Genomic DNA, 17,830 nt, shown 5'->3' with positions numbered 1-17,830 from the left:
GGGTCCTCTGGAAGTTTTCGAATCTAGAATGTATACATGTATACATTATGTGAGGAGCAATGCCAAATGCAGGCACAACACATTGCTGATCAATTAAAATCCGCCCTTCTGCGGGGTGAGTTCGCGCCGGGCGCAAAGCTAAAGCAGGAGGTTCTGGCAAGTCGCTTTGGCGCAAGCCGGATCCCGGTACGGGATGCCTTTGCCTTACTGGCGCAGATGGGCTTGATCACCCTAGTCCCCAACAAAGGGGCGCATGTGATCTCAATGAGCCGGAGCGATCTGCGGGAAGCGATTGATTTACGGGTGATGCTTGAAACGGATGCCTTGCGGCGCGCTGTTGGCAATTTTTCCCAATCACAGTTAGCGCATCTGGAGCAGGTACAAAAACATTCGGACATTGACGCCCATGGGCCCAATTGGGCCGAAGGGGATCGGACGTTTCATGCCGCCCTTTATGCCCCCAGCGGTCGCCCCCGGCAGATCGCCATCATCGATCAGCTGCGCATCGCCTGTCAGATCCAAATCGCCGCCTATGGCGCATTGCCCAGCCGGACTGAGGATTGGCTGGAAGATCATAGACTTATGGTCGAAGCTGTCGCAGCTGGTGGCAGTGAAACCGCCGTTACCCATCTGGAACGCCACCTGCGGGAGGCCGAGGCCCATTTGCTGGATGTGATGCCGCCAGATGCTTAAAAGCTGAGGATTTCCGCCTCGGTCACGATCATGTCCAGGGGTTGATCAGTGGGTTCCAACGGCAGCTCCGCCGCCTCCTGCGCGCCATAGGCAAACCCAATGGCCAGACAGCCCCCGCGTTGCCGCAGACCCTCCAGCGTGCGATCATAAAAGCCGCCGCCATAGCCCAGACGATTACCGGCCCGGTCAAAGGCAACCAGCGGGACGATCAGGATTTCCGGGTCAAAATAGTCATCCTTTTCAGGCACCTGCGCCCCAAACGGACCTTCGCGAAGCGGTCCATCCGGCGACCATCGCGAAAACTTCAACGGCTGCGCTTCACCTTGGATCACGGGCACACCGACAGGCCCGTGCGCGCTGGCCTCCTCCATCGCGGGCAGCGGGGAGATCTCCGTTCGGATCGGCATATAGCCCGCGAGTGGCACGCCGCGATAGCCCGCCAGAACCTCACTCAACAAGCCGGCGCGCCCAACCAGCCCAGCCTGATGTGCTGCTTTGCGTCGGGCAAAAGCAGCCTTGCGGGCCTGCGCCTTAATCTCAGCCAGATCGTTCATAGCAACACCCGTGCAGCAAGTCCCAAAAAGGCAAGAAACCCAACAACATCCGTCACCGTAGTCACAAAGGGACCAGAGGCAAGCGCCGGGTCAACGTTCAGCCGTTCCAGCCCCATCGGGATCAGAATGCCCCCCAGCGCCGCCGCCACATGGGTGCCCAGCATCGCCAATCCGATCACCAGCGCCAGCATCGGCACGCCAAACCACAACACCGCAATGCCCGCCATGATCGCCCCAAACAGTGCGCCATTGATCACCCCGACCGAGACTTCCCGCAGCATCACCCGCATGGCGTTCTGCGCAGTCAGATCGCGGGTGGCCAGCGCGCGCACCGTCACCGTCATGGTCTGGGTGCCGGCATTGCCCCCCATTGAGGCCACGATGGGCATCAAAACGGCCAAAGCCACCATCTGATCAATCGTGGCTGAGAACATATCGATGACCAGCGAGGCCAGGATAGCCGTCAATAGATTCACCCCCAGCCAGACCGCCCGGCCACGCGCCGCGGCAAGGATGCTGTCAGACAAGCTGGCCTCATCCGCGACCCCGGCGAGGCGCAGGATGTCCTCTTCGTGTTCCTCATCGAGCACCGCCATCGCGTCATCGATGGTGATGACGCCAACCAGGCGGTCATTTTCATCCACAACAGGCGCTGAAATCAGGTGATATTGGTTGAAGGCATAGGCCACGTCGCCCTCATCTTGGGTGACGGGAATGACCTCAAACACCTCTTCCACTATGTCTTGCAATTGCACATCGCGGCGCGATGACATGATCTTGCCCAGGGTCACATTGCCCTTTGGATGCATACGCGGGTCCACCAGGATCACATGGTAGAACTGTTCCGGTAACTCTTTGGCAGAGCGTAGAAAATCAATCGCCTGCCCAACCGTCCAATGTTCTGGTGCGGCCACGGTTTCGCGCTGCATCAAACGCCCGGCCGAATGCTCCGGGTAGCTGAGCGCCTGCTCCACCGCGACGCGGTCGGCATCCTCCAGCACCTCAAGAATGGCCTCTTGCTGCGGCTCATCCAGATCCTCAACCAGATCCACCACATCGTCGGTTTCCAGATCCCGCACCGCTTCGGCCAGAACATCCGGCTGCAGCACCGCAATGATCTCTTCGCGCAGCCCCTCATCCAGTTCGGACAGGATGTCCCCGTCAAACTCCTGGCCGTAAAGCTGTACCAGACGGCGCCGGTCATGGGCATTCAGCTGCTCCAAAAGGTCTGCAATATCAGCAGGATGCAGCGGTTCCATCAGGGTCAGCAGTTGCTGCTGATCACCACGATCTACGGTGTGCAGGATCGTCGCCACATCACGGCGCGACAGTTCATAATCGCCTTCGGTGGTACCATCCGGATTGCGTTGCGGCGCAATCGAGGTGTCAGCGCGGTCCAAGAGGTCGATCTGATCGTGGTCTTTGCGCATCTCTGCCTCCGCTCTCGCCTTCATCCCTCTTAACGGAGGCAAGCCAGCACACGCAACGGGCCAGCGGCAGATTGCGGTCGAAAAACGCCCCTGCCCCACCGGGCCGCGTGATTTACCTTCATCGACTGACTGCTTAGATTACCCTTGCGCCAGCTTTCGGCGCCGCCGCCAAAGGAATTCCGCGATGCAAAACGCCACCAGTGCCAACACCGACAGCCTGCTCACCGGTCAGGTGCTGCACTTTGACGGCAATCCCTTTGAGCAGGGGCAGCAGGCGGCCAAGGTTGAACGCCGCGGCGCGGTTCTGATCCGGGATGGCAAGATTTTGGACAGTGGGGCAACGGAGCGTCTGGTTGCCGAATATCCAACCGCCCAGCGGGTGGATTATGGCGATCACCTGATCCTGCCCGGTTTTGTTGATGCCCATGTGCATTACCCGCAAACGGGCATCATCGCCAGCTGGGGCAAGCGGCTGATAGACTGGCTGAACAGCTACACCTTCCCGGAAGAGATGCGTTTCGCTGACCGCAGCTATGCCGATGAAATTGCAGAAAGATATCTAGATCTGACGCTGTCCCATGGCACCACCACCATGGCAAGCTACTGCACCATTCATCCCGAAAGCGTGGATGCGTTTTTCACCGCAGCGCAACAGCGCGGGCAGCGGGTGATTGCGGGCAAAACCTGTATGGATCGTGACACGGCGCCGGCCGGTCTGCGCGATACCGCGCAATCCGCATATGACGACAGCAAAGCCCTGCTGGACCGGTGGCACGGCGTGGACCGGCTGAGCTATGCGATCACGCCACGATTTTCACCGACCTCAACGCCGGAACAACTGCGAGCGCTGGGGGCGCTTTGGGGGGAACACCCTGAGGTGCTGATGCAGACCCATCTGAGTGAGCAAGTGGATGAGATTGAATGGGTGAAATCGCTCTACCCCGGCGCGCGCGACTATCTGGACACCTATGAGGCTTACGGGTTGCTGCGCCCTGGTGGGCTTTTTGGTCACGCGATCCATCTGGAACCACGCGAACGTGATCGCCTGCGCGAGGTGGAGGCGGCACTGATCCATTGCCCCACCTCAAACACCTTCATCGGCTCGGGGTTGTTTGACATGGACGGCCTCAGCCGCGCCGGCCATCGCATAGGGTTGGCAACGGATACCGGCGGCGGTTCCAGTTTCTCTATGCTGCGCACCATGGCATCAGCCTATGAGGTAGCGCAGCTACGGCACCGCCCGCTGCATGCGGCAGAGTTGCTCTACCTGGCCACAGCCGGCTCTGCACATGCGCTGCGGATGGGTGACAAAATCGGCAATATCACCCCCGGGATGGAGGCTGACCTGGTGGTTCTAGACCTCGCCTCAACACCCGATATTGCCCAGCGCGCCAGCCAAGCCGATGACATCTGGGAGGCGGTATTTCCAACGCTGATGATGGGCGATGATCGCGCCATCCACAGCGTTTGGATCAACGGCTCTTGCCGCAAGGCCGTTGACTAACAACGGAAAAATGCACCCTTAAGTCTTCGGCAAGGCCCCGCCGGAGTTACACGGCGCGGCCTCAATTGGATCACACGCAGGGGCCTGCAAGCACCAAAACCCAGGTGTTGCCGCTGCGCCCTAGGCCGTAGCGCGAGTAGGAACCGTTCAACATGTTGCGCTGGTGAGCAGACGACTGCATCCAGGCACTAAAGACCGCCGCATTGCTGGTCTGACCCTGCGCAATATTTTCCGCATTGGCAGACCGACAGCCCCCCGCCGCCCGCATCCGACTGGTTGGATTGCCGCCACCCTTTGACTGGTGCGAGAAATAGCCCCGCGACACCATATCGTTTGCATGCGCTTGCGCTGCCGCCTTCAGCGCGCTGTCTTCGCTTAGCAAGGACAGGCCGCGGCTGCCCCGTTCCGCGGTCAGCATGCCGCCAAAACCACTGCTGGCCACGGTTGGAGAGGCCGTTGCCGAGGGCGCCCCGCCGGTTGAAACACAGGCCGACAGCCCCGTGGCCAACGCCACCACGGCCCCCAGAATCAATCCGCGCGAAATCCTCTTATTCTTATCCTGCTGCATCTTAATATTTCCCTAAAAGCCAAGAAAAACCCGCCGCAAGCGACAAAAAAAGGCTACCCCGTCGCCGGGGCAGCCTGCAATCATTTTAGCGTTGATAGGATCAGACGCAGGGGCCGGCCAGCACCATCACGTAGTAGCCGCCATATTCGCCCATTCCATAACGGGTGTATTTCTTGCCCATCATGTTTTTGTAGTGCCCGGGTGAGCCCATCCAGGCCCAGAACACCTTCATGTCGTCGTTCCATTTCATCGCGATATTTTCGCTGACCGACGCGCGGCAACCGCCCGCCTCGTTCACCCGCGTGACCGGGGTGCCGCCGTCAGGTTCATAATGCGAGAAGTAGTTTTTCTGTGCCATATCACGGGCATGGGCGGCAGCGGCGCGGGCCAGAGTGGCATCTGCGCGCACCGAACCAAGACCACGTGCCGCACGTTCGGCATTCAGGCTCTGGTGCAGATCGCCGTTGCTGGCCTGACGGCTGTTGCTGGTTGACTGATACTGGGCCGGCTCAGAACTGACACAGGCCGACAGAAGCAAAGCGGCGGCAGCACTGACCAGGGCGGATTTTCGCAGGATTTTCATCAATTGGTCCAATCGTCTAGGGGCGCCCTGACGGGCAGGTGTGAGTAGCAGCCCCGTGATATTGGGCAATTTTGGCCAAAAAAAGAAGCTCTGCAGGCGGCTATTGGGCCTTTCTTTAGAAGGTGTGGCACCGGCGGAAAGAGGGGGAATCCCCCCTCTAAGTCCTTTTTATTGGGGTATTCACGCTGTGGTCGCATGACCGGGCGGGCGGTTAACCGTTTGTTTGCACTCTCACGCTAGGGTGAGTCGCAACCCCGCCCTGAAACGCCACTCACACAGTTCACCTATAAAGGAGTATACAAAACCGCCTTATACCGTGCCCGAGCTGTTCGGCAGCTCTTACTCTGCCAATTGCAGCGCCAAAGCGCGTTGCCGTTCCAGAACCCGTGGCAGATCCAGGCTGGCGATCTGGTAGTCTCGCACGATCTGACGGCCCTCAACAAACAGGTGGCGCACCTTCTGCGGCCCCGCCAGCAGCAGGGCGGCTGGATCCCAGCTGCCAGCGCTTTCCACGCCACGCACGTCCCAGATGGCGATGTCAGCCCGTTTACCGACGGCCAGTTGACCGCAATCGCTACGCCCCAGAACCTCAGCACCGCCACGGGTGGCGATTTCCAGTGCTTCGCGCGCGCTCATGGCATCGGCGCCCCGCGCAACCCGCTGCAACAACATCGCCTGCCGCGCCTCGGCCATCAGGTTGCCACTGTCATTGCTGGCCGAGCCATCGACGCCCAACCCAACCTTGACGCCCGCGTCCCGCATCGGACGCAGCGGCGCTATCCCTGAGCCGAGGCGACAGTTCGAACAGGGGCAATGCGCAACACCAGTGCGCGATCGGGCAAAAAGATCGATCTCCTCACCGTCCAATTTCACGCAATGGGCGTGCCAGACATCCGGACCGGTCCATCCCAGGTCCTCGGCATATTGCCCGGGGCGACAGCCGAATTTTTCCAGCGAATAGGCGATGTCTTCGTCGTTTTCCGCCAGATGCGTATGCAACATCACCCCCTTGTCGCGCGCCAGAACAGCCGCATCGCGCATCAGCTCACGGCTGACCGAAAACGGTGAGCAGGGGGCAACGCCAACGCGGCACATGGAACCTTCGGAGCTGTCATGGTGAGCGTCAATCACCCGGATGCAATCCTCCAGAATGTCGGCTTCCTGCTCCACCAGATGGTCCGGCGGCAGCCCGCCATCACTTTCCCCAATGCTCATCGCGCCGCGGGTTGGATGAAACCGCATCCCAATCTCGGCGGCTGCGGCGATGGTGTCATCCAAACGACCACCGTTGGGAAACAGATAAAGGTGATCTGAGCTGAGCGAACAGCCAGACAAGGCCAGTTCGGCCAGCCCCACCTGCGCCGAGACAAAGAAGGCCTCAGGATCAAAACGTGACCAGATCGGATAGAGGGTCTGCAGCCAGCCAAACAACAGGGCGTCCTGCCCACCGGGAACCGCGCGGGTCAGACTTTGATAAAGGTGGTGATGGGTGTTCACCAACCCGGGCGTCACCACGCAGCCGGTGGCCTCCACCACCTCCCCCTGCACCGGCAGGTCATGGCCAATCGCCGTGATTTGCCCGTCAGAAAGGTGGATATCTGCGCCGCGCAATTCCTCACGATGATCATTCATCGTCAGAATATGATCGGCATTTCGGATAGTTAGGTGAGTCATAGCTTGCTCCACACACGGTTTGGCCCCCTTCGGTACGTGTGTGTGAAGCCTGCGACAGAAAGGGGCAAAGGACTCGCAGAGCTGCCCCTTTGATCGCTGAAATCCGCCGCGCGATCAAGCCCGCGTGGCGTCAGACCGGTTTAGCCGGCAGGCACATTTCGCAAAATGGCTAGGGCCTCGGCGTGTTGATCAGCATGGGACGCGGCCAGAACGCGCCCACCCTGATGGGCCGGTCCACCCTGCCAGTCGGTGACAATGCCGCCCGCAGCCTCAATCACCGCAATCGGCGCCTGAATGTCATAGGGCTGCAACCCGGCCTCCACCACCAGATCAATTTGCCCGGCTGCCAACAGCGCATAGGCGTAGCAATCCATCCCGTAGCGGGTCAGCTTAACCTGTTGCTCTACCGCCTGAAAACCAGCGCGCTCCGCCTCAGAGCCCACTTCGGGGAAAGTGGTAAACAACACCGCCTCAGACAGCGGGCGCCCACCGCGTACCTGCAGGGGGCCGCTGCCGTGGGGGCCGGTCATCTGAGCCTCTAACGCCACCTCCCCTTTGCCGCCCCAGAAGCGTTCGCCAATATAGGGCTGATCGATCATGCCAAACTTGGGACCGTTTTCATCAGACAGGGCAATCAGCACACCCCAGGTCGGTGTGCCGGACATAAACCCACGGGTGCCATCAATGGGGTCCAGCACCCAGTGCAAACCGCTGCTGCCTTCGCTCACACCGAACTCTTCACCCAAGATGCCGTCTTCGGGGCGGCGCTCAGCCAAGACCTGACGCATCGCCTGTTCTGCGGCCCGGTCCGCCACGGTGACCGGATCAAAGCCATCTGCCAGCTTGTTTTCAGCAGCCAGACCCACCGCGCGAAAATGCGGCAGAATGGCCGCGCGGGCTGCATCCGCCATGACATGGGCCGTTGTCAGAATGTCTGAAGTGTTCATCTGCAGGCTCCCCTTTTCGCAGTTGCGCCAAGGGGTACTATGCCTGCCACGGCGCCTCAAGCGCCAGCGCCGCCTAGGGGGCGGCGCGGAGTCGTTTTTTCTAACGCAATTTGTGGATCAGGCCACGTCGGACAGGCAGCGGGCCAGTTCAAACAGGCGTTTGCGCTGATGTTCCGGGATCCCATAGTAGGAGCGCACCAGGTCCAGCGCCTCTTTGTCGGCAATCAAATCGGCCGGGCCGAGGGTTTCCGCACCCGCCTCTTCCTGATCGCCGTCCAGACCTTCGAAGAAAAAGCTCACTTCAACATTCAGGGCTTCGGCGATGGCCCAGAGACGCGAGGCGCTGACACGGTTGGTGCCGGTCTCATATTTCTGAATTTGCTGAAACTTGATGCCCACTTTTTCGGCAAGCTGCTGCTGCGTCATGCCTACCATCCAACGACGATGCCGAACACGCTTGCCAACATGCACATCTACGGGGTGCGCCATGTGCCTCTCCTTAACAAAACCATATCTCAAAACATGGGTGCCGTGGCTACTCGATCAGGCGTTGCACGATAATCCCCAACGTTTACTGGGTGTTGACCTTAATGAAACAGGCGATTCTATCAAGGGGAAACACACGCTTTGAGTGAGCAATTCACTCTCATTCGGATAGGTTGTGCTAGAAGTCACACATCTTACGCAGCGGAAACTGGGCAATTCGACCCAATTTCCGCGATTGTCCGCCCCTCTGCACCAATTTTGCGCAACGTCGCCTGCCCCGCCCCTACCTCAAGTTTTGACAGCCATGCTGCATCGCGGCATAACCAGCGAGAGGAGACATAGAGGAGGCGCGACCATGCGGTCATTTCAGGTTCACAGTTTTGAACACCCCCCCGCTTTGGTCGAAGGGCCAGAGCCACAGCCGCAGCAGGGGCAGGCCCTGATCCGGATCCACGCCTGCAGTTTGAATTTTGCCGATACCCTGATGACCAAAGGCAAATATCAGGACACACCGCAGCTGCCCTTCACGCTGGGACTGGAAATGGCCGGTGAGGTTGTGACGCTGGGCCCCGAAACCGATGGGCCAGCCCCCGGCACACGGGTGGCGGTTTATGCGGGCAGCGGTGGCCTGGCGGAATACGGCTGTTTTGACGCTGACCGACTGGTCCCGATCCCGGACAACATGCCTTATGAAGAGGCCGCCGCCTTTCAGATCGCCTATGGCACCAGCCATATCGCCCTGAAACATCGGGCCAGAATGCAGCCGGGGGAAACACTCCTGGTGCTGGGGGCAGCCGGCGGTGTTGGGTTAACGGCTGTTGAGATTGGTAAACTTATGGGCGCCAAGGTGATCGCCTGCGCCCGTGGCGCTGACAAGTTGGAGGCCGCAAAAGCCGCCGGTGCTGATCATCTGATCGATGCCAAAACCGCCGACCTGCGCGCAGAGGTAAAGGCGCTCGGCGGCGCCGATGTGGTTTATGATCCCGTCGGTGGTGATCAGTGGGAGGCCGCCTTTCGCGCTTGTAAGCCCGAGGCCCGGCTGATCCCGATCGGCTTTGCCAGTGGTGAGGTGCCGCAGATCCCCGCAAACCATCTGTTGGTGAAAAACCTTACCGTTCTGGGGCTTTACTGGGGCGGATATCTAAAGTTCGCGCCTGAGGTTCTGACCAGCAGCATGGCTGAGCTGTTTACATGGTATGAGGCGGGGTATCTGAAGCCCCATGTCAGCCATGTGCTGCCCTTGGACCGTGCGGATGAGGCGCTGGAGCTGCTGCGCAGCCGCAAATCCACTGGCAAGGTTGTGGTCACCCCCTGACGCCCCCCAACATTATCAGCGAATTGGCGCAACCAGTGAGCCGCGCCAATCGCCTTAACATTCATTAACTGCGCATCAGCGCCTGGCGCAGTTGATCACAGAGCACCTGCACAACTTCCCCTTTGCCCTTCTCTGCAGCATAGAGGTTGATGTTCTGCTGGGTCAGCGCCGGCAAGGCGCCGCCATGATCAATCACCTCCAGATGGTCCGGCTTGGTGCCTTCCAGCATCGCGGTCACTGCAAGGTCAGCGCTGACCGTGGCCTCAATGGTGCGGTCGCTGTCGGTTTCCACCCCCAGTTCCCAGGCGGTGCCTGCACGCTCCAGCGCCTTCATCGCGCCACCGCGGAAAATACAGTTGCGGCCAAAGGCCAGGCGCAGCGGGCGCTGCTTCCAGGCCGAACCGTCAGCCGCGCCGATCCACTGCAATGGCAGGCCCCCCAGCGTTTCGCCATCCGCATCCAGACCAATTTCCGTGGTCAGGATCACATCCACCTCACCGCGCCGGTACTGGTCCTTCAGTTCGCGGGTGAAACTGGTCAGCAGCTGCACCTTCATCCGCGGAAACTGCGCGTGGAACCGCTGCAGCACCAGGGGCACCGCCGGGTAGACAATGTCATGCGGCACGCCCAGCACAATCTCACCTTCATAGGCCTGATCGGTCAGCCGTGACATCACCTCATCATTGAGGTTCACCATGCGGCGCGCGTAACTCAGCAGCTGCTCCCCCGAGGCGGTCAGGCTGACGGATCGGCTGGAGCGGTCAATGAGCGACAGGTTCAACAGCTCTTCCAGACGTTTCAGCTGCATCGAGACGGCAGATTGGGTCAGGTTCAAGAACCCGGCCGCGCGGGTGACACCGCCCAATTCGGCCACAGCCACGAAAGAGCGCAGGGTGGTGACATCAAGATTTCGCATTCATCACATTCCTTGATAAGTGAATCGCCAAACATTCATTTTCACTATGAATCATAGTCAGGCATACACATCAACAGAAATGATAATTCCTCCCCAACGAATCACAGTCAGGAAAGTGAGACCGACATGACCACCATGACTTCGCACAGCGCAGCCTGCCTGCCCGCAGCCGCCCGCAAATCCGTTCTGAGCCGCCTGATGGATCTGAACGCTCTTTATCGTCAGCGCCGCGCGCTGAAAAGCCTCGACTCGGCCGCGCTGAGCGACATGGGTCTGAGCCGCGCAGAAGCAGAGGCTGAAGCAGCCCGTCCGGTGTGGGACGCCCCCGCCAACTGGATCAAGTGACCACCTTTCGCACGTATTGAGCGAAAATTTGCGTCGACTTAGCGACGAAATACAGATGACGGAGGCGCAACTTTGCGCCTCCTTTTGTGTTGCGCCCTCTTGAAATAAGCCCGCCCCTACCCGATATTTGCGCCAAGACCCCAATGACTTGGGGCTGTCACACTTCTATCGGAGGCTTTAATGGCTGAATTCGACACCATCCGGAGCGCAGCGGGTGCCCGTGCCGCACAGATCGACGAGGGTCTGCGCGCCCATATGAACAAAGTTTACGGCACCATGTCCGTAGGCATGCTGATCACTTTCCTGGCCGCCTGGGCGCTGGCCGGTCTGGCGGTCACCACCGATCCTTCCGCAGCCGTTGCGCAGCTGAGCGCGGATAAATATCTGACCCAGCTGGGCTATTCGCTTTACGCCTCGCCGCTGAAGTGGGTTGTGATGTTTGCACCGTTGGCCTTTGTGTTCGGCTTCTCCGCCGGTATCAACCGCATGTCGGCCGCCACTGCACAGACCGTGTTCTACATCTTCGCCGCAGTGATGGGTGTTTCGATCAGCTCGATCTTCCTGGTCTTCACCGGTCAGTCGATCATTCAGGTCTTCCTGGTCACCGCGATTGCCTTCGCTGGCCTGTCGATCTGGGGCTACACCACCAAGAAAGACATCTCGGGCTGGGGTTCGTTCCTGATCATGGGTGTGATCGGCCTGGTTGTTGCGTCGATCGTCAACATCTTCCTGGGTTCGGGCATCATGAGCCTGGCGATCTCGGCGATTGGTGTTCTGATCTTCGCGGGCCTGACCGCTTATGACACCCAGAACATCAAAACCACCTACCTGGCCCACGCCCACCACGGCGACCAGGAGTGGCTGGGCAAAGCCGCCATCATGGGCGCGCTGAGCCTCTACCTGGACTTCATCAACATGTTCATGATGTTGCTGAACCTGCTGGGCAACCGCGAATAAGACATCTGACATCAGTCAGCAAAGGCCGGTCTTTGGACCGGCCTTTTTTATTGCGCTGCTTCTAATAGATTGGTGGTGCGCTGACCGCGCGATGCGGCGGGATCAATCCAGCTTGCGCCACATCTCAATCGCCGGGAAGGTGATTCCCTGTGCCAGCGGGATCTGCAATTCCCGACCACTTTGAAAGCCCTGCGCCCAGTAGAACCTATGCGCGGTGCGGGTCGACATGCATTGCATCTCGGTGACGCCTTCACGGCGTGCCTCCTCCAGCACATGGGTCACAATAGCCTCTGCCAGCCCCATACGCAGATAGTCCGGATCCGTCGCCAGGTGGCGCAGATGCCCGATGCCAGCGCGGCCACGGCCACGGGTGGCGGTGGGTTTGCTCCAACCGCCAGCGGCCAGCACCCGACCTTGGGTTTCAATGACATAGTAGCGCCCTGACGCCAGCAGACGGGGATTCGCGCGGGACATCAGCGGCACCGCAGTGACCATAACCGAAGGGGGGTAATCCGCCTTCAGAAGCTGCGGGTAACTGCGGCGCAGCAGCTGATCAATTGCGACGCGATCTTCGGGGCGTGCACGACGCAGACGCAGGTCACCATGACCTTCAACAAGGCCGTCTTTGGTGGTCTGACGCAGCGCTGCCTGCAATGTTTGCGATAACATTCCCATCCGCGCAGCATTCCACAAAGCGCCGCCCCCATGCAAGGGGCATCAATGGGGGCAGCAATCGCGCGCGCGCCTCCTTGACAGAACGTTACTGGCTGACGGGGTCTTCCAGACCCAACATGCCGTTCAAAGCATCAAGCGCGCCGCGTGTCAGAGGCTTGTCACGCATACTAGATAGGGTCGCCAAGGCGGCGTAAGCCTCGGCCAGATCCTCTGATAGGTCAGCGAAGTCTTCGAAACTCTCCGCGTACTGATCCAGGTTGTCCGGCGTAATTTCGACCATTGTGCCCGAACCGGGCGGATCCTCGACCTCGGTGCCCAGCAACTCCTCGCGATAGGTGGCATAGCTTTCCCGCGCCTCGTTCACCTCTCTGACACCGGCAAGCGTGGTACCGCCGCTCAGCTCATAGGCAGCCAGGGCTTGATGCACGGGATCCGATGAGTTCAGCCTGGCATTAACATTGGCATTGGCTTTGTTGAGTTCCCCAAGTTCAGAGGCAATTGCCCCCCAGTTGCGCACACCAGCCGTTTCAATGATCTGCTGCCGCGCGGCCTTGCGGGCCTGCCCCGGCGTTAGACCATCGGCCCCAGAGGCACTGCTGCGGTCATTGCCATTTCCGCGGTCACTGTTTCCACCGCGGTCATTGCCTTTGCCATTATCGCCCCCGTTGCCATTACCATTGTCCTTTCCGCCTTTTGCAAAAGCAGCTTCCGCCGACAGGAGAATGCTACCTCCGGCGATTGGAGCAATGGTCATGGCCGACAGCGCTATGACCACTATAGTTTTGCAAACTGAGTGGGACATGGGGGGCTCCTTCCATTGGTTGCCGCCCGCCTTGAGCAGCATTGAAGTTACCCTAAAGTAAAGCAAAAGCCGTTTTCCGATCAATATCCCCATAAGAGACCCAGAGCGCCCACAAGTCGCCAGCTGTCTCAAACGATGCGTTCAAAGCACCAAGATCAACACCAAAGACGGCGCAAAAGAAAACGCCGCGCCAGGTTTCCCTGACACGGCGCTAACTTGTCCAGAAGGGCAGATCTTACTTGATCTTGCCTTCTTTGTATTCGACGTGTTTACGCACAACCGGGTCGTACTTACGTACAACCATTTTTTCGGTCATGGTGCGGGCATTTTTCTTGGTCACATAGAAGTGGCCCGTGCCAGCGGTCGAGTTCAGACGGATTTTGATCGTCGTCGGCTTCGCCATTGTTATATCTCCAGTCTCAATCGATACGGGTCAGTCGGGCCGCCCGCGGAATCCTTGAAGCCTGCCTTTTAAGGTATCGGCCCCCCGAGTCAACAGCAATATGACAGGATTCTGGGCAGATTCTAACAAGCCTTTGTTTTGCGGGTTTTCCAGCCCCTGAAAGGGCGGAAGTTTCGCTATGCGCGGAGGGCCTGTAAGCCGGATTCTGTCGTAGATGGAAACCCATCCGAGATGACCATTCATCTAGGCCTGCTGTTGCCAACAGACCTCTAGCTGCCAACCCGGGCCTCTGGGTCAAAGCAAAACCCTGCGGACACGCCGCGTGAGGCCCCTATTCGGCATTGCTCCGGGTGGGGCTTGCCGTGCCGGTTCTGTTGCCAGACCCGCGGTGGGCTCTTACCCCACCGTTTCACCCTTACCCCGTCGGATGCTCCATTGGCGAACCTCTGGTCCGCGGGGCGGTCTGTTTTCTGTGGCGCTTTCCCTGGGGTTGCCCCCGCCGGGCGTTACCCGGCACCCTTGCCTTGTGGAGTCCGGACTTTCCTCTCGTGACCGGTTACCCTGCCACCAGCGGCCATCCGGCCCTCCGCGCGGGTGTGGGTCTACGGGGAAAGCCCTGTGTGGTCAATGTTACCAAAGGGGTTTTCCAGTCTAGGAACGATTGGACGGCGCCGGATATCTTCGCGCCAGATCCGCCGCAGCGGCGAAGGCGTAGCCGTATGCCTGCTTGCGCCCCTTCACAAAACGGTCGCTGAATTTTGCCAGATACACCGTGCCGGGCATTTCATCGGTGGGGACATCATAGCCGATTTGGCGCAGAAGTTCGCCAAACTCCGTAATCCGTTCGGCGGTCCAAAACTTGGAATTATAATGAACTTCGGTCAATTTGGGGTTCGGCCAGATTGACAGATCCTGCCTGGCCAGCCGTTCCCAATCAAAGCGCGAGCCAGGGTCTTTCTTACGCAAAGGCGCCATATCGGAATGGCCGATCACCCCCTCAGCCGGGATGTCCCAGCGGGTCATCAGATCGCTCAGCAACGCCTCAAGTGAGGACATCAGCAGCTCAGAAAATGGTTCGGAGCCGCTATTTGACAGCTCAATCCCGATCGAGCGGGAGTTTACATCCCCCTGCCCGCCCCAGGACCCCGCCCCGGCGTGCCAGGCACGTTTGTCTTCCTCAACCATCTGCCAGATCTGACCACAACGGCCGATCAGATAGTGGGCTGAGACCTCTGCCTCGGGATCCGAAAGCCGCCGCAGCGCCGCCTGCGCGGTGGGCATGGCGGTGTAATGCAGCACAATCAACTCAGGGCGCGCGCCATCGCGACGCTCCCCAAAATTGGGGGACGGGTGTTGGATAATGTTCAGATCAGCCATGGCCTCTGGCTCAGCCGCCATTCACCTTGCGGAACGGGCTGGGATCCCAGCGGCAGGCGTAGCCGTCACCATCGGGGTCAATGCCAAGCCGGTCCTTGGCGGGGCCACCTTTGGCCAGGAAGGCCGATTGCGCCTGATCAGGTGAGGCGTATTTGGCGCAGTTGCGGTCTGCGCGGGCCTGTGAGGCGGCAAAGCGTTTGTGCATCTGGGCGCCTACCGGATGGCTGGTCTGCAGCGCATAGGCCACAATATTGGGGCCTTCGCTGCCGGTACGGGATGGCAGGGCTGTCGGCTCAACCACCTGATATTGCGCGCGGTTCTGGGCGATCCGCTGCTTGTCGCTTTCGATGGTACGCAGGGAGGAGACGTTGTCAAAATTGTTCTCATCCGAAATGCCCGAGGCGTTCACCGCAACTGCGGGCGCAGGGTTCGACGGATCTGCATTGACCGGGGCCTCGCCAGAATTCAGCGCTGCGGCGGCATCGGCTGCCAGCTGCTCGGCATCTGACGTGGGTGTGGCGGCAGGGGCGCCTGCCAGCGTTTCAGAAGACACTGCGGTGGCCGCCGGCAGGGGCTGGCCGTTCAGCGCGGCCTCACGGGATGCCTGATCGCGCTGGTATTCGTTGTAATCCCCAAAGCCAACACCGGCTGCGGAATCGGGCACTGTGGGATCACATGCCGCCAGAGAAACCAGTGCCAATCCACCCAAGATATGCCGCATCATCCTGCCCTGCCTGTCGTCTTTGCTGTTGTTATCACTGCCTATTCGCAAAAAGGCCCGAGACATGCCCGGGCCTTCTTTCTTAATTGTCTTACCACCACTGGCTTGGTTTGGCTACAAACCCTGCGGCGCCTTCCAAGGCGTAGGCGGTATTCAGCAGATCGCCTTCTTCCCATGGGCGGCCAATCAACTGCAGCCCCAGCGGCAGACCCTGACTGTCCAGACCTGCAGGCACCGAAATGCCCGGCAGGCCGGCCAGGTTCACCGTAACGGTGAACACGTCGTTCAGATACATCTGCACCGGATCCGCGTCGGTCATTTCGCCCAGACCAAAGGCGGCCGAAGGCGTTGCCGGAGTCAGGATCGCGTCTACACCTGCTGCAAAGACGTCATCGAAGTCTTTCTTGATCAGCGCACGCACCCGACGGGCGCGGTTGTAATAGGCGTCATAGAAACCAGCCGACAGCACATAGGTGCCGATCATGACACGGCGCTGCACCTCATGGCCGAAGCCTTCGGCGCGGGTCTTTTCATACATCTCGGTGATGCCGTCGCCCGCTTCCAGCGTGGCGCGGTGACCGAAACGCACGCCGTCATAGCGGGCCAGGTTCGAGGACGCTTCGGCCGGGGCAATCACGTAGTAGGCCGGCAGCGCGTATTTGGTGTGCGGCAGCGAGATATCGACGATCTCAGCGCCGGCATCTTTCAGCATCGCCTGACCATCTTCCCACAGCTTTTCGATCTCACCCGGCATACCGTCCATGCGGTATTCTTTCGGGATGCCGATCTTCTTGCCTTTGATGTCGCCGGTCAGCATGGCTTCAAAGTTCGGCACAGCCAGATCGGCGCTGGTCGAGTCTTTCTCATCATGGCCGCACATGGCTTCGAGCATGATCGCCGCGTCGCGCACCGACTTGGTCATCGGGCCGGCCTGATCCAGCGACGAGGCAAAGGCGACAACGCCCCAACGTGAGCAACGGCCGTAGGTCGGCTTGATGCCCACAGTCCCGGTGAAGGCGGCAGGCTGGCGGATCGAACCGCCAGTGTCAGTGCCGGTTGCTGCCAGACACAGGTCCGCCGCGACAGCCGAGGCCGAGCCACCCGAAGAGCCACCCGGGGTCAGCTGCGCATCATCATTGCCACGACGCCAGGGGTTCACGGCATTGCCGTAGACCGAGGTTTCGTTAGACGAACCCATGGCAAACTCATCCATGTTCAGCTTGCCCAGCATGACCGAACCTGCATCGAACAGTTTCGAGGTAATGGTGGATTCGTATTCCGGTTTGAAGCCTTCCAAAATGGCCGAAGCCGCCTGGCTGGGCACACCTTTGGTGCAGAACAGATCCTTGATGCCCACCGGCAGACCACACATCGCAGGCGCATCCCCTTCGGCAATCCGTGCGTCAGCGGCCTTGGCCTGCTCCAGCGCGATTTCGGGGGTTTTGTGTGCGTAGGCGTTCAGCGCATCGGCTTTTTCGATGGCATCAATGCAGCTCTGGGTCAGCTCAACCGAGGTCACTTCCTTGGCGCGCAGTTTGTCACGCGCATCGGCGAGGGTCAGTTTGTTCAGCTCAGTCATTATTCTACTACCTTCGGAACCGCAAAGAAGCCTTCACGCGCATCCGGCGCGTTCTTCAGAACTTTGTCCTGTTGACCGCCATCGGTGACCTCATCCACACGGCGCTTCAGGCGCATCGGGGTGACCGAGGTCATCGGCTCCACACCTTCTACATCCACCTCATTCAGCTGCTCGATGAAGCCCAGAATGGTGTTAAATTCATTCGCCAGCGCCGGCAGCGCATCGTCTTCCACCTTGATCCGGGCCAGCTTGGCCACTTTGGCGGCGGTTTTCGTGTCGATCGACATCTCGAGAGATCTCC

20 protein-coding genes and 1 other RNA gene are annotated in these 17,830 nt (G+C 59.8%); 5 read left to right on the top strand and 16 right to left on the bottom strand.

What is annotated here, in order from left to right; translation table 11 throughout:
* The first annotated feature begins 66 nt into the window (after window positions 1–66).
* Entirely contained in the window at window positions 67–693 is a 627-nt protein-coding gene (locus tag TL5118_RS14980; RefSeq protein WP_058244853.1) for a GntR family transcriptional regulator, read from the top strand.
* On the opposite strand, the gene TL5118_RS14975 is transcribed toward TL5118_RS14980, so the two are convergent.
* Together TL5118_RS14975 and mgtE are read right to left on the bottom strand one after the other, a co-directional pair.
* Window positions 690–1,247: a 5-formyltetrahydrofolate cyclo-ligase gene (locus tag TL5118_RS14975; protein ID WP_058244854.1), complete on the bottom strand. Its 558-nt coding sequence runs from the start codon at window positions 1,245–1,247 to the stop codon at window positions 690–692. The two genes, TL5118_RS14980 and TL5118_RS14975, sit on opposite strands and share 4 nt — an antisense overlap.
* Window positions 1,244–2,677 (bottom strand): magnesium transporter, encoded by a 1,434-nt coding sequence (gene mgtE / locus TL5118_RS14970; protein WP_082626397.1) that lies wholly within the window; start codon window positions 2,675–2,677, stop codon window positions 1,244–1,246. The genes TL5118_RS14975 and mgtE overlap by 4 nt, the downstream gene beginning before the upstream one ends.
* Window positions 2,678–2,861: 184 nt before the next feature.
* On the opposite strand from mgtE, the gene guaD reads away from it, so the two are divergent.
* Complete coding sequence (gene guaD / locus TL5118_RS14965) at window positions 2,862–4,181, top strand: guanine deaminase (RefSeq protein WP_058244855.1); 1,320 nt, start codon at window positions 2,862–2,864, stop codon at window positions 4,179–4,181.
* 70 nt (window positions 4,182–4,251) lie between these two features.
* Here the strand turns inward: guaD and TL5118_RS14960 are convergent, their stop codons facing one another.
* The 5 genes from TL5118_RS14960 to TL5118_RS14940 form a co-directional block, all read right to left on the bottom strand.
* Entirely contained in the window at window positions 4,252–4,749 is a 498-nt protein-coding gene (locus TL5118_RS14960) for a CAP domain-containing protein (RefSeq protein ID WP_082626398.1), read from the bottom strand.
* A gap of 100 nt (window positions 4,750–4,849) precedes the next feature.
* Window positions 4,850–5,332 (bottom strand): CAP domain-containing protein, encoded by a 483-nt coding sequence (locus tag TL5118_RS14955; protein WP_058244857.1) that lies wholly within the window; start codon window positions 5,330–5,332, stop codon window positions 4,850–4,852.
* A gap of 339 nt (window positions 5,333–5,671) precedes the next feature.
* On the bottom strand, window positions 5,672–7,006 hold the full coding sequence (locus tag TL5118_RS14950) for an 8-oxoguanine deaminase (RefSeq protein ID WP_058244858.1): 1,335 nt from the start codon (window positions 7,004–7,006) through the stop codon (window positions 5,672–5,674).
* A gap of 140 nt (window positions 7,007–7,146) precedes the next feature.
* Entirely contained in the window at window positions 7,147–7,953 is an 807-nt protein-coding gene (gene hisN, locus TL5118_RS14945; RefSeq protein WP_058244859.1) for a histidinol-phosphatase, read from the bottom strand.
* 117 nt (window positions 7,954–8,070) lie between these two features.
* Window positions 8,071–8,442, bottom strand: a complete 372-nt coding sequence (locus tag TL5118_RS14940; protein ID WP_058244860.1) for a helix-turn-helix domain-containing protein — start codon at window positions 8,440–8,442, stop codon at window positions 8,071–8,073.
* Window positions 8,443–8,794: 352 nt separating this feature from the next.
* On the opposite strand from TL5118_RS14940, the gene TL5118_RS14935 reads away from it, so the two are divergent.
* Window positions 8,795–9,754: an NADPH:quinone oxidoreductase family protein gene (locus TL5118_RS14935; RefSeq protein WP_058244861.1), complete on the top strand. Its 960-nt coding sequence runs from the start codon at window positions 8,795–8,797 to the stop codon at window positions 9,752–9,754.
* A 64-nt stretch (window positions 9,755–9,818) separates the two neighbouring features.
* Here the strand turns inward: TL5118_RS14935 and TL5118_RS14930 are convergent, their stop codons facing one another.
* Entirely contained in the window at window positions 9,819–10,670 is an 852-nt protein-coding gene (locus TL5118_RS14930; protein ID WP_058244862.1) for a LysR family transcriptional regulator, read from the bottom strand.
* 126 nt (window positions 10,671–10,796) lie between these two features.
* On the opposite strand from TL5118_RS14930, the gene TL5118_RS14925 reads away from it, so the two are divergent.
* Complete coding sequence (locus TL5118_RS14925) at window positions 10,797–11,015, top strand: DUF1127 domain-containing protein (RefSeq protein WP_058244863.1); 219 nt, start codon at window positions 10,797–10,799, stop codon at window positions 11,013–11,015.
* A gap of 180 nt (window positions 11,016–11,195) precedes the next feature.
* The gene (locus tag TL5118_RS14920; protein WP_058244864.1) at window positions 11,196–11,972 is read left to right on the top strand and encodes a Bax inhibitor-1/YccA family protein; all 777 of its coding nucleotides are present in this window, start codon (window positions 11,196–11,198) and stop codon (window positions 11,970–11,972) included.
* A 102-nt stretch (window positions 11,973–12,074) separates the two neighbouring features.
* Here the strand turns inward: TL5118_RS14920 and TL5118_RS14915 are convergent, their stop codons facing one another.
* The 8 genes from TL5118_RS14915 to gatC form a co-directional block, all read right to left on the bottom strand.
* Entirely contained in the window at window positions 12,075–12,641 is a 567-nt protein-coding gene (locus tag TL5118_RS14915) for a GNAT family N-acetyltransferase (protein WP_082626408.1), read from the bottom strand.
* A 91-nt stretch (window positions 12,642–12,732) separates the two neighbouring features.
* Complete coding sequence (locus tag TL5118_RS14910) at window positions 12,733–13,491, bottom strand: hypothetical protein (protein ID WP_207383456.1); 759 nt, start codon at window positions 13,489–13,491, stop codon at window positions 12,733–12,735.
* Between the two features lie 193 nt (window positions 13,492–13,684).
* Window positions 13,685–13,852 (bottom strand): 50S ribosomal protein L33, encoded by a 168-nt coding sequence (rpmG, locus tag TL5118_RS14905; protein ID WP_007814563.1) that lies wholly within the window; start codon window positions 13,850–13,852, stop codon window positions 13,685–13,687.
* 178 nt (window positions 13,853–14,030) lie between these two features.
* An RNA gene (gene rnpB / locus TL5118_RS15855) (RNase P RNA component class A) lies at window positions 14,031–14,442 on the bottom strand.
* Between the two features lie 61 nt (window positions 14,443–14,503).
* Entirely contained in the window at window positions 14,504–15,229 is a 726-nt protein-coding gene (locus tag TL5118_RS14900; RefSeq protein ID WP_082626409.1) for an N-acetylmuramoyl-L-alanine amidase, read from the bottom strand.
* Window positions 15,230–15,239: 10 nt separating this feature from the next.
* Entirely contained in the window at window positions 15,240–15,950 is a 711-nt protein-coding gene (locus TL5118_RS14895; protein ID WP_058244911.1) for a hypothetical protein, read from the bottom strand.
* 91 nt (window positions 15,951–16,041) lie between these two features.
* Window positions 16,042–17,529, bottom strand: a complete 1,488-nt coding sequence (gene gatA / locus TL5118_RS14890) for an Asp-tRNA(Asn)/Glu-tRNA(Gln) amidotransferase subunit GatA (RefSeq protein ID WP_058244867.1) — start codon at window positions 17,527–17,529, stop codon at window positions 16,042–16,044.
* Entirely contained in the window at window positions 17,529–17,816 is a 288-nt protein-coding gene (gene gatC, locus TL5118_RS14885; protein WP_058244868.1) for an Asp-tRNA(Asn)/Glu-tRNA(Gln) amidotransferase subunit GatC, read from the bottom strand. The genes gatA and gatC overlap by 1 nt, the downstream gene beginning before the upstream one ends.
* Between the last annotated feature and the right edge of the window lie 14 nt (window positions 17,817–17,830).

This window comes from Thalassovita autumnalis (assembly GCF_001458255.1).
GTDB lineage: Bacteria > Pseudomonadota > Alphaproteobacteria > Rhodobacterales > Rhodobacteraceae > Thalassobius > Thalassobius autumnalis.
Note: the sequence above shows the minus strand (reverse complement) of the source record. Positions and strands in the feature narration are given on the sequence as shown.

What these genes read in the sequence shown, in the direction of transcription:
- TL5118_RS14980 (WP_058244853.1), top strand. Translation starts at nt 67, where the DNA reads ATGCAGGCACAACACATTGCTGATCAATTAAAATCCGCCCTTCTGCGG.
- TL5118_RS14975 (WP_058244854.1), bottom strand. Translation starts at nt 1,247, where the DNA reads ATGAACGATCTGGCTGAGATTAAGGCGCAGGCCCGCAAGGCTGCTTTT.
- mgtE (WP_082626397.1), bottom strand. Translation starts at nt 2,677, where the DNA reads ATGCGCAAAGACCACGATCAGATCGACCTCTTGGACCGCGCTGACACC.
- guaD (WP_058244855.1), top strand. Translation starts at nt 2,862, where the DNA reads ATGCAAAACGCCACCAGTGCCAACACCGACAGCCTGCTCACCGGTCAG.
- TL5118_RS14960 (WP_082626398.1), bottom strand. Translation starts at nt 4,749, where the DNA reads ATGCAGCAGGATAAGAATAAGAGGATTTCGCGCGGATTGATTCTGGGG.
- TL5118_RS14955 (WP_058244857.1), bottom strand. Translation starts at nt 5,332, where the DNA reads ATGAAAATCCTGCGAAAATCCGCCCTGGTCAGTGCTGCCGCCGCTTTG.
- TL5118_RS14950 (WP_058244858.1), bottom strand. Translation starts at nt 7,006, where the DNA reads ATGACTCACCTAACTATCCGAAATGCCGATCATATTCTGACGATGAAT.
- hisN (WP_058244859.1), bottom strand. Translation starts at nt 7,953, where the DNA reads ATGAACACTTCAGACATTCTGACAACGGCCCATGTCATGGCGGATGCA.
- TL5118_RS14940 (WP_058244860.1), bottom strand. Translation starts at nt 8,442, where the DNA reads ATGGCGCACCCCGTAGATGTGCATGTTGGCAAGCGTGTTCGGCATCGT.
- TL5118_RS14935 (WP_058244861.1), top strand. Translation starts at nt 8,795, where the DNA reads ATGCGGTCATTTCAGGTTCACAGTTTTGAACACCCCCCCGCTTTGGTC.
- TL5118_RS14930 (WP_058244862.1), bottom strand. Translation starts at nt 10,670, where the DNA reads ATGCGAAATCTTGATGTCACCACCCTGCGCTCTTTCGTGGCTGTGGCC.
- TL5118_RS14925 (WP_058244863.1), top strand. Translation starts at nt 10,797, where the DNA reads ATGACCACCATGACTTCGCACAGCGCAGCCTGCCTGCCCGCAGCCGCC.
- TL5118_RS14920 (WP_058244864.1), top strand. Translation starts at nt 11,196, where the DNA reads ATGGCTGAATTCGACACCATCCGGAGCGCAGCGGGTGCCCGTGCCGCA.
- TL5118_RS14915 (WP_082626408.1), bottom strand. Translation starts at nt 12,641, where the DNA reads ATGTTATCGCAAACATTGCAGGCAGCGCTGCGTCAGACCACCAAAGAC.
- TL5118_RS14910 (WP_207383456.1), bottom strand. Translation starts at nt 13,491, where the DNA reads ATGCTGCTCAAGGCGGGCGGCAACCAATGGAAGGAGCCCCCCATGTCC.
- rpmG (WP_007814563.1), bottom strand. Translation starts at nt 13,852, where the DNA reads ATGGCGAAGCCGACGACGATCAAAATCCGTCTGAACTCGACCGCTGGC.
- TL5118_RS14900 (WP_082626409.1), bottom strand. Translation starts at nt 15,229, where the DNA reads ATGGCTGATCTGAACATTATCCAACACCCGTCCCCCAATTTTGGGGAG.
- TL5118_RS14895 (WP_058244911.1), bottom strand. Translation starts at nt 15,950, where the DNA reads ATGCGGCATATCTTGGGTGGATTGGCACTGGTTTCTCTGGCGGCATGT.
- gatA (WP_058244867.1), bottom strand. Translation starts at nt 17,529, where the DNA reads ATGACTGAGCTGAACAAACTGACCCTCGCCGATGCGCGTGACAAACTG.
- gatC (WP_058244868.1), bottom strand. Translation starts at nt 17,816, where the DNA reads ATGTCGATCGACACGAAAACCGCCGCCAAAGTGGCCAAGCTGGCCCGG.